Source organism: Sulfurovum sp. AR (assembly GCF_000296775.1).
GTDB lineage: Bacteria > Campylobacterota > Campylobacteria > Campylobacterales > Sulfurovaceae > Sulfurovum > Sulfurovum xiamenensis.
Genome location: NZ_AJLE01000001.1, coordinates 273971 through 289646, shown reverse-complemented (window position 1 = coordinate 289646; position 15676 = coordinate 273971). Strand labels below are relative to the sequence as shown.

The window sequence follows — 15676 nt, the reverse complement described above, 5'->3', positions numbered from 1 at the left end:
TTTAAAATATGAGGCATACCTCATTCATGTCCAAAAAAAATCTTGTTTTGAACTTAAAAGAAACTCCCGCAGGAGGTTCTATAAATTCAGATCTGTTTTCAATTTAAATGTATATCAATAAAATCACTCCAAACACTATCCTATAGATACCAAACGCGACAAATGTAAAACGCTGAATAAATGCCAAAAAAAGCTTGATCGTGAGATAGGCTACAATAAATGCTGTAATGAATCCTACAATAAATGCTCCCCAGTTTGCATCTGTAAAATCCTGATAGTGTTTCAGCAAGTCATACCCCGTCACTGCTGCCATGACGGGAATCGCAAGTAAAAAAGAGAACTCTGCAGATGCTTTTCTGTCCATACCTACCAATAACCCGCCCACAATGGTGGCCCCTGCTCTGCTTGTACCGGGGATGAGTGAAAATATCTGGGCAATACCGACCCATAGAGCCTGTTTATAAGTGACTGCTTCCACCTCAGAGATATGCCACTCTTTTTCTTTGTAAAAATATTCGAGTAGAAGAAAAATAAGACCGCCGATGATGAACATCCATGCGACCACCTCAACAGTAAAAAGTGTTTTGATCTGATCTTTGAAAATAAAGCCTACGATGGCCAAAGGTAAAAAAGCAACAAAGAGTTTTTGCCAAAGTGCTACTTTCTTGAAAGTGATCTTTTCTTTGTAGATAAGCATGACCGCCATGATCGCAGCAAATTGGATGATGACCTCATACGCTTTTGTCAGCGCATCCTGGGAAACCCCCAAGAACTTGCTGGCGACTATCATATGCCCTGTGGATGAAATGGGTAAGAACTCTGTAAACCCTTCGATAATACCGATGATTATCGCTTGAAAAATATCCAATGTATACCTTTTTTAAACCATGCTGGAAAAATAACTCTCATCTTTTGCCAATAGTGCTTTTGGTGTACCACTATCAACCACTTCACCATCTTCCAACACATAAATGAACTCTGCACTTTTAATGGTACTGAGTCTGTGTGCGATGGTGATCACTGTCTTTTGGGACAAAAAGTCATGCAGTGCATCAAAGAGCTTTACCTCTGTATGCACATCCAAAGCCGAGGTTGATTCATCAAAGATCACCACTTTAGGGTCAGCTAAGATCATCCTTGCTATCGCAACTCTTTGTCGTTGCCCTCCACTGAGCTTGATACCGTCTTTCCCGACCAGCGTATCAAGTCCCAGATCTAAACGCTCTATAACATTCGTAAGCTGTGCGATCTCGAGTGCTTTTTGTACTGCATCCGCAGTGTACGTTTTGCCCAGCGTTAGATTAAACAGCATTGTATCATTAAAGAGTTTAGGATGTTGCAAGATGAGATGAATATTTTCTCTAATAGTGGAAAGTTTCAGTGCCTTGTTGGAAACTCCTCCATAGATAACCTCTCCCTCAACCAAAGGATAGAAGCCTACAAGTATGTTAGCAAGTGTTGTCTTTCCAGAGCCACTCGCACCGACGATAGCAACCTTTGACCCTTTCTTAATATGCATATTAATATTAGTTAATATTTTTTTGTTTTTCTGGTAGGCGAAGGAAAGATCCTTTACCTCTATATCAATAGCATCTTGAGAAGCAAAAGGATCGTGCGCTTCTTCTCTTTGTGGTTCCTGTTCCATCGTATAGATGCTGTTTATACGTGCACAGGCTGCCCTGGCGGTAGAGAGTGCATACTGAAAATTAATAATATCTTGTGTAGGTGTTACCATCACCCACAGATATGAAAAAATAGCGAGCATCAATCCCACGGAGAGATCCGAGTATGCTACCGCTAGGATACTCACTGCCCTGAAAACCTCATAGCCACTCAAAAATACCAGGTAAGAATACTTCATCGCTGCTTCACTCTTATACCCGTATGCAATAGCATGCTCTTTGAGTTCCCTGGCCTTCACTTCACTCTTATCAAAGAAGTAGGCTTCTTTATTTGCTGCACGTATCTGATGAAAGAGCTCCAACGTTTCATTCAATGCAGACTGAAAGAGTTCCACCGCTTTGTTTTCCTCTTTTTTAAGTTTACCGATATTTCGTGCCAGTTTGGCAGTAAAGAAGACCACGATGGGATTGGTGATCAAAATGAACAGGGCAAGCTGCCAATGGATCCACAGGAGTACCGCTGCAGAAAAAAGCAACACAAAACAAGCGATGATGAACTTAGAGATCGTACTGCTGACAAAACCGTCTATCGTCTCTACATCCGTGACCAGTTTGGAAGTCACCGCTCCGACACGCATCGTCTCATACTCTTTGAGTGAAACATATTTAAGATGTTTCAGTAAAGACTCTCTCATTTTATACGTAATATTTTTTGATATGATCGTAAATATTCTGCTTTGCATAATGCTTAAAAGTACGCTGGAGACGCGAAGAAAGATGATAAGGGCTAACACAAAGAGTACATACCCTTTGGTGTCCGAGGTGAAGAGGTGTACAGATATCCAAGTGATGAATCCATGGTCCTGTCCCAGTAAAAGCTCATCGACCAGTATAGGGATAAAGAGTGGAATGATGACGACAAGCAGTGTTGAGAGCAATGCAAGTACATTGCCTAAAAAGACATCTTTTTTATAGTCGAACAGTTGTCGTACAATGCCTTTGATACTACAACTGTTATTTTGCATTAGATTGAGTCTACTATCTGAAGTATCTGTGTGAGGTCTTTCTCCTCTACACAATGCGTAGCCGCCTCTTTCAGTACAGGTTTTGCACAAAATGCCACACGTGTCTCTGCATGGGCGAACATACTGAGGTCATTGGCTCCGTCGCCTACGACAAGGGTATCTTCACGACCTACACCAAGCAGTCCCTGCATACGGGTGATCATATCACCCTTGGCATTACTATACATCATCTCTCCGCCTACCTGTCCGGTAAGTACACCATTTTCAGCATGTAAGAAATTTGAGAAGTCTGCATTCACCCCCAGTCTCTCACAAGCTGGTTTTGTGGCATTTCTAAAACCGCCTGAGAAACAGACCACTGTATACCCTCTCTCTTTGAGCCCTGTGACTACTTCTTGCGCACCGGGCATCATTGGGAGATCGCTGCAGATCTCGTTGACCTTCTCCTCTTCCAGGCCTTCAAGCAGGGCTACCCTTGCTCTAAGGGACTTGTAGAAATCCAACTCGCCTGCCATTGCACGCTCGGTTATCGCTGCAACCTGCTCTTCAAGTCCAAGTGGGGCTGCAAGAAAATCAATGGTCTCGCCATCCATCAATGTTGAATCAAAGTCAAATACTGCTAATTTACTCATCCTAATCCCTACTTAATATTTGTTAATATATTATGCTTTGGTCATTCTGTAATAACCCTCTATGCATTATTTAGGTAGAATTATAACTAATTAAACTATAACTATAAAGAGTATATTCATGTTTGAAAAATTTTGCGACATTCTTTGTAACGATAAGAAGTTCATTACGGTGGAGATAAACCCTCCTCACGGTGCCTCCATAGATGGTATCATCGCTGACATTAAAAAACACGATCTACAGAACAAAGTCACAGGTTTTTCATGTACAGACAACCCTTTGGCAAAACTCAAGATGTCAGGTGTACTCTCTGCCATCAAAGTACAGCAGACATTCGAAAAGCCTGTCATTGCCACGATGAGTATGAGAGACAAAAACAAGCTCTCTCTGCAATCCACACTTCTTGGAGCGAATGACTTTGATTTACGTTGTATACTGGCACTAACCGGTGACCCTGCAAAGTATTCAGACCAACCGGAGGTTAAAGGTGTGCTCGAACGTGACTCTACCCTGCTTCTCAGTATCATCTACCACCTCAACAAAGGGGTTGACTACAGTAATAAGCCATTAAATCCTGCACCTAAACCTATCTATCCGTTTGCTGTGAGCAATGCCACTGCAAAAGATATGAACAGCCTGAAAAAACGTATGATCAAGAAACTCAATTACGGTGCACGTGCCATCATCACCCAGCCGGTATATACCCTGGAAAATGCCAAAGAACTCTTAGCGCTTTTTGAAGAAGCCAAAGCGCTGAGCATACGCGATACAGCAAAAGAAGCCCAGCTTGTCTTAGGTCAGTTCCCTATCGTAAGGGCTAAAACGGCCAACTTCATCGATGATAAAGTCCCTGGTATCTCTGTACCTAAAGACATTATAGACGAAATGAACCTCGCAGCAATGGACGGAGAAGAGAGAGAACAGGAAGTAGGATTTGCCCTTTCAAAACGTATCTTTGATGAGATGATGGATATCCACGGAAAAGTGCATTTAATGACACACAACCGTTTTGATCTGTGTAGTCAACTCATAGGTTGACCAAGCCCCGCAGAATCCTTATTCTTCAAACAGGATTCTACCTCTTTAAGCCTCTACTCCATCAAAGATCAACGGATAGAGTAATCCATACAGTGTCACAAATAACAAAGGGACTGCCCAAATGAGGCCTATACCGAGTGCTAATGCACCCAGTGTCATAATGAGACTGAGTAGCAAAAACAGACCAAAAACTTTAAACCAGTGTTTTGTGACCGTTTTTCTTGAAAGCTCCATCGCCTCCCAGACATCCATGCCTTTATCAGCTATAAGCGGTAAAGTAAAGATATAAGCGATACTCAAGTAGATACCCGGAAGAATAAGCAGTACAAAACCTATCACTGTCATGATATAGATGAGTAGCGCAGCTAATGACAGTCTACCCGTAAGATGATAGTAATTAAATATAGACTGAAATGCTATATGCTCTCCTCGTGCATAGTGGATGGCAAGCATAATAACACCTACGATAAGCGGCATAAGTACCGGATAACTTAAGATAGTAACGATCATCTGGTTCAGGTAATTTGGTTCAGCAGGCGGTGGTGGAGAAGGGAAAAAAGTACCTAATATGATCTGTACGATCACAGAGATAACAACATAGACAATAAATGCAGCTAAAAATATTCCCTTGACACCTTCTATACGTCTAAACCCCTCTTTAAGCATCTCGATAATATCAAAATCATATTCAGGTATGTTTTTTACAACTACATTTTCATTTTTCATCATGTCCCTTTTCGTATCAATAAATCATTATAGCTTAAAAACAATTATTGTTAAACTTCTTCTGATATACTCACAAAAATCTTAATTAGGAGACACTATGTCTGAATTACAAAAGTTCCGTTGGGTCAACAAAATAGAAGGGATCTCATTTATCATCCTGATCTTCATCGCTATGCCAATGAAATACAGTTTTGGCTATCCAATTGCCACTAAAGTCGTAGGTATGTTACATGGTCTGCTCGTGTTTGCATTCATCTATCAGATCATTGAAGCGAAAAAAGAAGCTGGATTTACTTTGAAAGAGACGGCACTCTACTCTATTTTTTCGCTTATACCATTTGGTTCATTCTATACAGACAAACTGCTTGCTAAAAAGATGACGATAGCATAACGTGTCCCTTTAGCTACTGCTACAATAGTTGCAAACCATTTGAACTTATAACGTAAAACCCCCGCAATAAAGGTCAATGGATCCCCGATGATCGGAACCCATGACAACAGGAGGGTCCACCCTCCATATCTGTCAAAAAAACCTCTTGCTTTTTCCATCTTTTGTGCAGAAAGATGCCCTTTCTCTTCTAGATAGGTTTCACCTTTTAACCCTAACCAGTAATTCACCATAGATCCCAGTGTATTACCCAGTGTTGCAAAGGACCATAAGAGGATAAGAGAGTTGTTTTGAGAGATATCGTAAAGAAGCAACCCTTCACTTCCTAACGGAAGTAGTGTGGCAGAGAAAAAGGCCACTGTAAAAAGTGTCATATAAACCATTAAAGTGTCTTAAAGTGCATTTCACCCTCTTCTATGACACCGACCATGCCCTGGCATGCCAATGAGGGCAAAGAGATGTATGTACCTACTGTCTTACACTGATGAAAATGGCCTTCGATCACAAGGTCTGCTTCACTGTAGTGTTCCAGTATCTCTTCCACTCTTTTCTCGAAGCCAGAAAAGGTAAAACAGATATGCTTTTTTGACAACTTTTTCATACGATGATCGATGATCGCCTTTTCAAAAGGTTTAAGGAATGTCAGTGTCTTTTTATTACGTAAGAGTTTACAGTAGAGGTCATACCCCAATCCTGTAGCATATTTGTCACCATGAGAGATCGCCACTTTTTTCTCTTCCAGATCAAACATGACCGGTTGCTCTTCTCTACTGTATACATGAATATCCGGAAACACATCTTTGAGGCAAAAATCATGGTTTCCTTCGAAGTAGTATATATCAAGTTTTTGTGAAAGTGTTTGCAGAAGATCTATGGCTTCTTTTGAAAAGGTCTGAATGTAATCATTATGTCCAAAGAGCAGATCAAAGTTGTCACCCATCAAAAAGAGCTGAGGGGTCTCTAGTTCTCCACTCTCTAGCTTTTTCAGTAATACTAAAAAAGCATCTCCGTGATGGGGATAATGTGAGTCGGCAATAAATAAGGCATTTTCCTTGATTATATACATTGCGACCCTTTCATTTCTAAAATTACCTCTTATCTTACTTGAGGTGTTGTTTCTCTCGTCATTTTTTTTAGAAAAAAACGAAGCAAAAAAATCGTCACTGTTCTCGAATCGCTTCGCTTTCAAGGGCGTTCACAGTGACAAAAACACACTTCGTGTGATTGATAAAAAATATCAATGAGTGATTTTTATGGGATATAGGCGATCGTCGGGATGCCCATACCTTCATCATATCCGCACATCAAGTTCGCAGCCACAAGTGCTTGCGAACTTGCACCACGCAAGAGGTTGTCTATGGCAGAAGAGACAAAAAGTGCATTGCCGTTTTTGGCTGCAAAGATGTCACAAAAGTGTGTGCCTGCCGTACTTTTAATATCGACCGGTGTTTCTCTGATACGGATAAACGGATCGTTTTCATAGTGTTTTTTCAACACTTCCATCGGATCGATATCTTCTTTTAACGTCGCATAGACAGAGACCAGTTCACCACGTGTCGCAGGAATGAGATGAGGCACAAAATTGACATTCATCTTAGCACCGTGTATTTTTTCTATCTTCTCTGCTATTTCGGGTGCATGTCGGTGTTTGATCGGGTTGTAAGCAAAGATATTATCGTTGATCGTCACGAAATGTGCCGTCTCGCTCAGTGTTTTACCTGCACCGCTCACACCGGACTTTGCATCGACAAAAAGAGGTGCAGAGGTATCAAGATACGGTATGAACGGTAAAATACCCAGCAGTGTTGCCGTTGGATAACAACCAGGACCTGCAGCAAGGCTTGTACCCTTCAACTCTTCTCTGTAATACTCGATCAGTGCATACGTTGCATCACCCAAATGCGCTTTATCTTCATGGGCACAATAGTGTGCTTCATATGTATCAAGCTCTAGACGGTAATCTGCAGAAAGGTCGACAACTTTGACCCCTTTATCCAAAAGCAATTTAGCAAAGCCCATAGAGGCTTTATGAGGAAGGGCCAGGAAAACAAGTTCACAGCGTTCAGCCACAGAGTTGGCATCTGCTTTTTCAACAGGCAGGCTAATGACATCTACCAATGAAGGATGCAGTTTCTCTATCATTGTATCTCCCTGCGTTGTGGCAAGATAGGTCAACTGAAAGCCACTGTGGGTCACCAACATCTTCACCAGTTCAAGTCCTGTGTATCCACTGGCTCCTACAACACCTACTTTTACCATCTTATACCTTCTTAATCTAGGATGATCTCTTTGTAAGAGATCTCTTCGATATCATATGTCTTTTTACCGCTAGGAAGTACCAATGAGACTTCATCTCCCTCTTCTTTACCTATCAGTGCACGAGCCATAGGAGACTGGATAGAGATCAATCCTTTAGAAGGGTTTGATTCTGTACCACCTACGATAGTATAGTGTACCTCTTCACCTGTATTTTGGTCTGTCAATTCTACTGTTGATCCGAAACTCACTCTTGTATGCGGCAAAGTCGAAGGATCTACGACCTGTGCACGACCTACTATATCCGTAAGTTCTGCAATACGTGCTTCCATCAAGCCCTGTTTGTCTTTGGCAGCATGGTACTCTGCATTTTCCTTAAGGTCACCGAGTTCTCTTGCCTCATCGATGACTTTGGCTATAGCACCTCTCTCTACAGATTTTAAATGTTCAAGTTCTTCTGATAGTTTCTTGTAAGTTGTTTGTAACATCGGCTCTTTTTGCACGATAGATCCTTTAAAATGATTCATTTATAGTTAATTGGAGGTATTATACCAAAAAGGTTATAATACCGAAAAAATAATGGACTTCTTTTAAAATTCATAAAAGAACTCTACATCTAAAGTATAAAGAATGACAAGAATTAAAATTCAGTACAAGCGAAGCACTAAATGATGAGTCGTAAGCAAATACTAATCACCAATGATGATGGTTTTGAGTCTGAGGGACTTATGGCACTGGTTGAAGCACTCAAACCTTTAGGTCATGTCAGTGTAGTAGCACCAACCACAGAGAAATCAGCGTGCGGACACTCATTGACATTGACCAGACCCCTTAATTTTGTCGAGGTCGAAAAGGATTTTTATAAACTGGATGACGGGACACCTACAGATTGTGTGTTTCTCGCACTAAATAAGGTTTTTACCAAAGAGAAGCGACCCGATATTGTCATCTCAGGCATCAATATAGGCGCAAATATGGGTGAGGACATCACATACTCCGGTACAGCATCCGCGGCAATGGAAGCCGTACTACAGGGAATCCCGGGCATTGCCATCTCCCAAGTCTATAAAGACAAAGGTGAGAGTATCAAGGAGTTCGGATATGAACTGGCACAAAAAAGCATCGTCACCCTCGTAGAAAAGATATTTGCCGATGAATTCCCTCTGCCCCCACGTAAATTTTTAAATATCAATATCCCTCCTGTACCAACTTCAGAGTGTAACGGCTTTAAAGTAACACGTGCGGGTAACCGTCTCTATACACACCATGCTGAAGTACATCATAATCCTCGGGGTAAAGAGTACTACTGGATAGGTCTACCGGCTCTAGGGTGGATGGAAACACAAGGACATCTCACAGACTTTGAAGCGATCAACGATGGCTATGTTTCCATTACCCCTGTACATCTGGACATGACAAGCTATGACGATATCAAATCTTTGGATGCATGGTTATGAGATTCCAACGCTGCCGTATGCTCTTTGGAGATGAAAATTTTGAAAAGTTACAAGAAGCAAAGATCCTTATTCTGGGTGTTGGTGGTGTAGGTTCTTATGCACTTGACTGTCTCTACCGCTCAGGTGTAAGTGACATTACCATACTGGACTATGATATCTATGATGAGACCAACCAGAACCGACAGATAGGTTCAGAAGCTGTAGGGATGATCAAGGTTGATCGTCTGAAAGATCTTTACCCCGGCATCAAGACCATACATCAGCATATGACCGTGGCCTGGGTACAAGAGTTTGATTTTGAACCGTATGACATTGTCATAGATGCCGCAGATACGACTAAAGTGAAGATAGAAGTGGCTAAAAAGTGTTACAAAAAGCTTATCATGGCACTGGGTTCGGCCAAGCGTTATGATACCAACAAGATCGAAGTCACTTCCATTTGGAAAACCCATGGAGATGCACTTGCAAGAAAAATACGCAACGAACTCAAAAAAGCAAAATTTGACCGAAATTTTACTGTTGTCTTTTCTCCTGAACAGGCGAAATGTATAGAGAAAGGTTCGTGTGTTGCAGTAACAGGCGCTGTTGGCCTTACTACCTGTTCGGAAGCGATAAAGAGGATCCTTAAATAGTTTTCGAGTCCTAAAGTAGCAAATGTCTCATCTACACTGTTACTTTGGGACAAAACTGGCATAATTTAACTATTTTAGTTAGACTTCTTGATAAAAAACAAAGAGTATGACCTATGACAACTTTCCCACTTGACAATGTAAAACGCTTAAGAAAAGAGCTTGCAACCCACCCCGTTTATGCATCGGTACAAGACATGGATGATCTCACCATCTTCATGCAACATCACATCTACTCAGTCTGGGATTTTATGTCCTTGGTCAAATACCTGCAACATCAAATTGCACCGGCAAGCACACCTTGGCTTCCTCATGGTGATGCGCAGGTGCAGCGTTTTATCAATGACATTGTACTAGAGGAAGAATCAGATGAAGGGATCCCTCTGGAAGATGGCACACCTACCTACACCAGTCATTTTAATCTTTATAGAACAGCTATGGAAGAGGTAAAAAAAGGAAGCAACAGCCTTATTAACGAATTTATAGACAAAGTGACATCAGATTCTTTGGAGAGTGCACTGAACACGGTTCAAATACCCTCTCCTGCCAAAGTGTTCATGGAAACGACATTTAACTTTATCCATAGCGATAAACCTCATGTGATCGCTGCAGCATTTGCATTGGGGAGAGAACATATTATCCCGGAAATGTTCCGTGCATTGCTGGATAAAATGAAAATATCACGAGAGGAAGCAGAAGTCTTTCATTATTATCTCGATCGTCATATAGAGCTTGATGGGGATCATCACGGGCCGATGTCTTTGCGTATGCTGGACCTTTTATGTGAGGGAGATGAAGCAAAGATCGTAGAAGCTGAAGAAGCTGCCCTCCATGCGATCAGAGCTAGAATAAAGTTTTGGGATGGTGTTTTACTGGCGATAGAAGAGAGTAAAAAACAATCAGCCTAAGCAGCATAAACCTTATAAAAGATATACATTGTTAAGGTTTTCTCAAACTTGAGCACATTCATCTTTGGCTCAAGTTATCCAAAATAGTATAGTGTCTATCAGACGTCCGTATTTCCGCAGTGTCCGCATTTTTTAGCCGCAACCGGGATGGTCTCAGCACATTCACTACATACTTTTGTTGTCGGTGCTTTAGCTGCTTCAGGCTCTTTGAGTCTATTATAGGCTTTAATGAACATAAATACAACAAATCCCAGGATCACAAATGAGATCACATCGTTAATGAACATACCGTACTTGATCGCTGGTGCACCAGCCTTATCCAAAGCAGCCATACTTTCATAACTGTTGCCATCAAGTGCGATAAAAAGTTGAGAGAAATCCACCCTCCCTATAAGCAGTCCGACCGGAGGCATTACAACATTAGCCACCATAGACTTCACGACTGTAGCGAAGGCCCCACCAAATATAAACCCCACTGCCATATCTACCATATTTCCCTTGATCAGAAACTTTTTAAACTCTTCTAACATGCTTGTCCTTTTTTGTAAGATAATAAATTATAATACAAAAGAGAAGAGATAACTCTTAATAGTCTCGATAATAGCTTCGTTTGGAATAAGGATAAAAAAGCCGTTAAATAGTGTATACTTCACTATGGCTATATATCAAGAGACGATCACACTATCACCAAAGTCCAGAGGGTTCCATCTCATTACCTCTGAGATAGAACAAGCGCTACTTTCGATGCCCTCCACTGAGACTGGGCTTTTACACCTGTTTATCAAACATACCAGCGCTTCGCTGAGTATCAATGAAAATGCCGATCCTACCGTACGAGAGGATATGGAAAACTTTTATACTGACATTGCTGATGACAAGTCCTACTATATCCACACGTATGAGGGGTCAGATGATATGCCAGCACATATCAAAGCTTCACTGCTTGGAAGTTCACTGACTATTCCTATCACACATGGAAAGATGAATCTTGGTACGTGGCAGGGGATCTACCTTGGAGAACATAGAGATCACGGCGGGAGTCGCCGTATAGTAGTTACCTTATATAGTTAACTTAGCTTAACTTTCTATTTCTGGCAGCCAGAACTGTCAATACAAACAATCCTGCAACGGCATAATAGACCCACATAGGAATAGGCACCGGATCACCTGCTGCATAAGAGTGTAAACCTGAGAGATAATAGTTTACACCAAAGTATGTCATCAGTACTGTCGAGTACGCCCATGTGGCAGTGACATTGTAGATGAAGTTTGACTTCAATGCCGGGATGAATCTTAAGTGCAGTACGGTTGCATAGATAAGTATCGTCACTGCTGCCCAAGTCTCTTTAGGATCCCAGCCCCAGTAACGTCCCCAACTCTCATTTGCCCAGACACCGCCAAGGAAGTTACCTATGGTCAATAGGAAAAGACCTATGATCAGTCCCATCTCGGAAAGGTTTGTCAACTCTTTGATGGATCGGTCAATATTTTCATTGCCGTTTTTACCTCTCATGATATAGAGTATCAGTACCAATAGGGACAAGATAGAACCAAGACCGAAGAAACCATCACCAGAGATAATAGTTGCCACATGTATCATCAGCCAGTATGACTTCAGTACCGGTACAAGATTCGTGATCTCAGGGTTGATGAAGTTCATATGGGCTACTCCCATCGTCACACCTGCCAAGATAGCCGTACCTGCCAAGGCAAACGGTGAACGTCTGGCCAGGATAATACCTGCTAACACCGTAGAAGCTGCAATGAAGACAATAGATTCATAAGCATTGGACCAAGGTGCATGTCCTGAAATGTACCATCTAATACCCAATCCGACAATATGCAGAGCGAACCCGACGATAAGCACAGCGAGTGCTGCACGCATGATCCATTTCATAGAGAATGCAGGTTTTAGTACATTGATAAATGCAAAGATCAAAAGTACGATACCCAATAAAAGATAGAGCGGTACAAGCTTACCAAAGAGTCCAAATTTATTGTATTTGATCTCCATATCTATATGCCTTTTACTTGGTATCACTGCAGATCCGTATTTTTCCTGGTACTGACGTATCCCTGTCAGTGCAAGATCAGCCCTTGACCAATCACCTGATTTAAGTCCCTGTGCAACCATTTGGAAATAGGCAGCCGTAGCCATTCTGACAGCATCAGCCTGCTCCTTAGGAAATACTTTGATCGCATCCAGAGGTGCCATCCATTTGTTGTTGGCATCATTTGGTTTTGGGAAAATACGTAAAAGAGACCCCTGATATGCCATAAAGGCAACATTGACCCTTTCGTCTATCTTGATAAGTTCTTTATCATACTGCGATTTTTCCAGTGGCTTCTTTTGACTGGCCTCTGTCACTGCTGAAAAGATCCTATACTCGTTATCTTCCTCTGAAAAGAAATCTGTAAATCTTGCATATTTTGTATTCTCTGGCAGACCCAGTGTTACCGCGATCTTTTTATGCCCGACTTTGATCATCGGTACATTCTGATACAGATCCGGCTGCATGATCATACCCAGTAACATTTGTGTAGGTTCCAGATCAAAAAGGAGTGATCTTCCTGTGATCTTCGCGATCACATCATGGGCGACCGTATCCATAGGTTTCATACGTCCCTGATGGTCCTGTACTGCGATTTTTCCAAAGTTCTTTGCATGATCAGCATCATAGGATCGCATCGTTTTTAGCATTTCATCATCGATGGTCGGTGCTGCAGCATTCAGATGTTGCGGATTGAGTGCCAGCAGTGCCACAAAAGCCACTGCTGCAGCAGATGTCTGTAGTTTTCTTGCTCCCTTAAGAAGTTTTTGAAATCTTCCGCTAGGTGCAAAAAGTGACCATATCATTCCGATCGTCAGCAAGATATATCCGATGTAGGTAGGCAGAGTTCCCGGATCATGGTTCACAGAAAGTACGGTACCTTTTTCATCCTGGTCATAGGAAGACTGGAAGAAACGGTAGTTTCTATGATCAAGCACGTGGTTCATATATATCTTATACGGCATATTGATATTCTGTTCTTTGTCTATCAGTACGACGTCACTGGAGTATGATGCAGGTGTCATAGAACCCGGATAACGTTCCAGTTCAAAGTTTTCGAGTTTGATGGAAAACGGCAGATCGATCAGTTTGGCGCCTACACGCATATCGATATGTACACCATTAAGATCTATCTGCTTAATTTTTCCCATTCTACCTTGATATGGACGTGTAATAATGATCTTGCTTTGATCCCCTACACTGACTTTCCATTGCATATACTCTGCCTGACCTTTTTTTGTCTTAAGATCGTGAGATTCCAACTCCACGATCGCTTTTTCATGTATATCTTTCAAAACGATCGCATTCGATCCAAATCGGTATAACATTCTGTTCTTGAACTCATTTATACCTGCATTTAATTCACCTGAACTTCTATCGTTCATATTGAGTGTTTGAAGTGTAAACGGGAAATCTACTTTATAGCCTGCACCATCTTCCTTGATAAGGAAAGTCGGTTTATCGGTTGTAGGTTCAATGTCATATCCCAGGTAAAAACCGCCAAAATCTTTTCTTTCGCCTTTAGCGATATAGTAGATCTCACCTTTTTGACCTGTTGAGATCTTAAGTTCTAAAAGTTTTTTTCCTTTTTCAGACGGTATGACCTTCTCTTGAGCAGTCGGCAAATATTTGAGCAGTTCCACTTTTATTTCTTTATCACCAACCATGACACTCTCAGTTACCGTATTATGTGTCATCGTCGAGAAATAAAGTTCTTTTTCAAGCGTAGCACTCTTCTCCCCTTGTGTCACATGCACTTGTAAAACCTTTGCATCTGAAACCATGGTGTGACTTAATTCACCTTCACGTATGTGCATGATACCTTCATAGCCTATGTAACGTGTGACAACTGCACCTAGAGCGATAACTAAGAAAGAGAAGTGAAAAAGAAAAACAGCAGGTTTGGTTTTGTAACTTTTATATTTGAGGATATTGTAGATCAGAATAGCGATAAAATAGCCCAAAAAGACTTCAAACCATTGTGTTTTGTAGATCAGTGCCCTTGCAGTTTCCGTACCATAATCATTTTCGATAAATGTTGCAGTACCGATCAGCGCACCAAAAGCAAACAACATAAACACAGCCATTTTCATGGAAAAAATATACTTCATCTCTTAATATCCCCTTATACGATTGAGTAGAAGATTATAACGGATGTTTACTAACCGAACGTTAATCCTCAAAATTTCACGCCTATTGTAGGGACAATAGAAGGGAACTGTTACCTAAGAACCCTCACTCTGTAATTCTATCACTACACGAAATCCTATAAAATAGTTTCGCCCGCCAGAACCCAAATTGATGCGTGAAGAACAACGGCTGTTCTCGGCACTCCCGTTCCAAGAACCGCCACGCAAGACCCTACCCTTCTCATTGGGTATCTTATAGGCTGACCCGTCTGTAGGTGTGTTGTCATAGCTTTCACTATACCAGTCTGCACACCACTCCCATACATTTCCGTGCATATCGTACAATCCCCATGCATTGGGTTTTTTGGTACCGACATCATGTGTCACACCTTCAGCGTTGTCCGTATACCAGGCATAGTCACCAAATTCCTTCTCATCATCGCCAAAACAATAATTTCCGGTACTTCCTGCCCGGCAAGCATATTCCCATTCTGCTTCGGTAGGAAGACGGTAGGTCACACCATCTCTTTGTGTTTTCCATGCACAATATGCCTTGGCATCATGATAACGCACACGTCTTACAGGTACATCCAAACCAAGATGTTCATGCCTCTCTTCAGGTACTTCTGCGCCTGTAGCCTGTGCAAAGAGCATATACTCTTCCACGGTCACCTGTCGCTTAGCCATCGCAATATCATAGTTGATATGTACTTCATGTACAGGTTTTTCTCTCTCTTTGGCAAGTACGTCATCAGAACCCATAAGAAAAGAGCCTCGGGGCAACTGTACAAAATTCTCATCAAAATAGGATTGCATC

At 41.6% G+C, this 15676-nt stretch carries 17 protein-coding genes; 6 read left to right on the top strand and 11 right to left on the bottom strand.

The genetic code is table 11. From position 1 onward, the window contains the following. Positions 1 to 103: 103 nt before the first annotated feature. Genes SULAR_RS01465 through serB form a run of 3 tightly spaced genes read right to left on the bottom strand, consistent with a single transcriptional unit; the run spans position 104 to position 3279 of the window. Complete coding sequence (locus SULAR_RS01465) at positions 104 to 868, bottom strand: undecaprenyl-diphosphate phosphatase (RefSeq protein WP_008242234.1); 765 nt, start codon at positions 866 to 868, stop codon at positions 104 to 106. A 12-nt stretch (positions 869 to 880) separates the two neighbouring features. Next, positions 881 to 2647, bottom strand: coding sequence for an ABC transporter ATP-binding protein (locus SULAR_RS01460; protein WP_008242233.1), 1767 nt, complete (start codon positions 2645 to 2647; stop codon positions 881 to 883). Next, a complete protein-coding gene (gene serB, locus SULAR_RS01455; protein ID WP_008242231.1) occupies positions 2647 to 3279 on the bottom strand; it encodes a phosphoserine phosphatase SerB in 633 nt (210 codons plus the stop codon). The genes SULAR_RS01460 and serB overlap by 1 nt, the downstream gene beginning before the upstream one ends. Before the next feature lie 118 nt (positions 3280 to 3397). On the opposite strand from serB, the gene SULAR_RS01450 reads away from it, so the two are divergent. Continuing rightward, complete coding sequence (locus tag SULAR_RS01450; protein ID WP_008242229.1) at positions 3398 to 4315, top strand: methylenetetrahydrofolate reductase; 918 nt, start codon at positions 3398 to 3400, stop codon at positions 4313 to 4315. A 45-nt stretch (positions 4316 to 4360) separates the two neighbouring features. Here the strand turns inward: SULAR_RS01450 and SULAR_RS01445 are convergent, their stop codons facing one another. Next, the gene (locus SULAR_RS01445; RefSeq protein ID WP_008242227.1) at positions 4361 to 5041 is read right to left on the bottom strand and encodes a glycerophosphoryl diester phosphodiesterase membrane domain-containing protein; all 681 of its coding nucleotides are present in this window, start codon (positions 5039 to 5041) and stop codon (positions 4361 to 4363) included. A gap of 97 nt (positions 5042 to 5138) precedes the next feature. On the opposite strand from SULAR_RS01445, the gene SULAR_RS01440 reads away from it, so the two are divergent. Then, a complete protein-coding gene (locus SULAR_RS01440; protein ID WP_008242225.1) occupies positions 5139 to 5432 on the top strand; it encodes a DUF3817 domain-containing protein in 294 nt (97 codons plus the stop codon). On the opposite strand, the gene SULAR_RS01435 is transcribed toward SULAR_RS01440, so the two are convergent. From SULAR_RS01435 to greA, 4 genes are all read right to left on the bottom strand, one after another. Continuing rightward, positions 5390 to 5812, bottom strand: coding sequence for a YqaA family protein (locus SULAR_RS01435; RefSeq protein ID WP_008242223.1), 423 nt, complete (start codon positions 5810 to 5812; stop codon positions 5390 to 5392). The two genes, SULAR_RS01440 and SULAR_RS01435, sit on opposite strands and share 43 nt — an antisense overlap. After that, the gene (locus SULAR_RS01430) at positions 5812 to 6495 is read right to left on the bottom strand and encodes a UDP-2,3-diacylglucosamine diphosphatase (protein ID WP_008242221.1); all 684 of its coding nucleotides are present in this window, start codon (positions 6493 to 6495) and stop codon (positions 5812 to 5814) included. The genes SULAR_RS01435 and SULAR_RS01430 overlap by 1 nt, the downstream gene beginning before the upstream one ends. A gap of 185 nt (positions 6496 to 6680) precedes the next feature. Beyond that, positions 6681 to 7688 (bottom strand): N-acetyl-gamma-glutamyl-phosphate reductase, encoded by a 1008-nt coding sequence (gene argC / locus SULAR_RS01420; protein WP_008242217.1) that lies wholly within the window; start codon positions 7686 to 7688, stop codon positions 6681 to 6683. Positions 7689 to 7699: 11 nt separating this feature from the next. Continuing rightward, positions 7700 to 8188 (bottom strand): transcription elongation factor GreA, encoded by a 489-nt coding sequence (gene greA, locus SULAR_RS01415; RefSeq protein WP_008242216.1) that lies wholly within the window; start codon positions 8186 to 8188, stop codon positions 7700 to 7702. A gap of 165 nt (positions 8189 to 8353) precedes the next feature. Here greA and surE point away from each other — a divergent pair, with 165 nt between their 5' ends. The 3 genes from surE (at position 8354) to SULAR_RS01400 (ending at position 10679) form a co-directional block, all read left to right on the top strand. Next, positions 8354 to 9142 (top strand): 5'/3'-nucleotidase SurE, encoded by a 789-nt coding sequence (gene surE / locus SULAR_RS01410; RefSeq protein ID WP_037999780.1) that lies wholly within the window; start codon positions 8354 to 8356, stop codon positions 9140 to 9142. Next, positions 9139 to 9774: a tRNA cyclic N6-threonylcarbamoyladenosine(37) synthase TcdA gene (locus SULAR_RS01405; RefSeq protein ID WP_008242211.1), complete on the top strand. Its 636-nt coding sequence runs from the start codon at positions 9139 to 9141 to the stop codon at positions 9772 to 9774. Before surE ends, SULAR_RS01405 begins: the two co-directional genes overlap by 4 nt. A gap of 113 nt (positions 9775 to 9887) precedes the next feature. Beyond that, positions 9888 to 10679: a DUF3050 domain-containing protein gene (locus tag SULAR_RS01400; RefSeq protein ID WP_008242210.1), complete on the top strand. Its 792-nt coding sequence runs from the start codon at positions 9888 to 9890 to the stop codon at positions 10677 to 10679. Between the two features lie 98 nt (positions 10680 to 10777). Here SULAR_RS01400 and mscL read toward each other — a convergent pair whose 3' ends face one another. Then, positions 10778 to 11209, bottom strand: coding sequence for a large conductance mechanosensitive channel protein MscL (gene mscL / locus SULAR_RS01395; RefSeq protein ID WP_008242207.1), 432 nt, complete (start codon positions 11207 to 11209; stop codon positions 10778 to 10780). A 124-nt stretch (positions 11210 to 11333) separates the two neighbouring features. On the opposite strand from mscL, the gene SULAR_RS01390 reads away from it, so the two are divergent. Next, the gene (locus SULAR_RS01390; RefSeq protein ID WP_008242204.1) at positions 11334 to 11750 is read left to right on the top strand and encodes a secondary thiamine-phosphate synthase enzyme YjbQ; all 417 of its coding nucleotides are present in this window, start codon (positions 11334 to 11336) and stop codon (positions 11748 to 11750) included. A gap of 1 nt (position 11751) precedes the next feature. On the opposite strand, the gene ccsA is transcribed toward SULAR_RS01390, so the two are convergent. Together ccsA and SULAR_RS01380 are read right to left on the bottom strand one after the other, a co-directional pair. After that, a complete protein-coding gene (gene ccsA, locus SULAR_RS01385) occupies positions 11752 to 14841 on the bottom strand; it encodes a cytochrome c biogenesis protein CcsA (protein ID WP_008242202.1) in 3090 nt (1029 codons plus the stop codon). Positions 14842 to 14955: 114 nt separating this feature from the next. Further along, on the bottom strand, positions 14956 to 15675 hold the full coding sequence (locus SULAR_RS01380; RefSeq protein ID WP_037999779.1) for a formylglycine-generating enzyme family protein: 720 nt from the start codon (positions 15673 to 15675) through the stop codon (positions 14956 to 14958). Between the last annotated feature and the right edge of the window lies 1 nt (position 15676).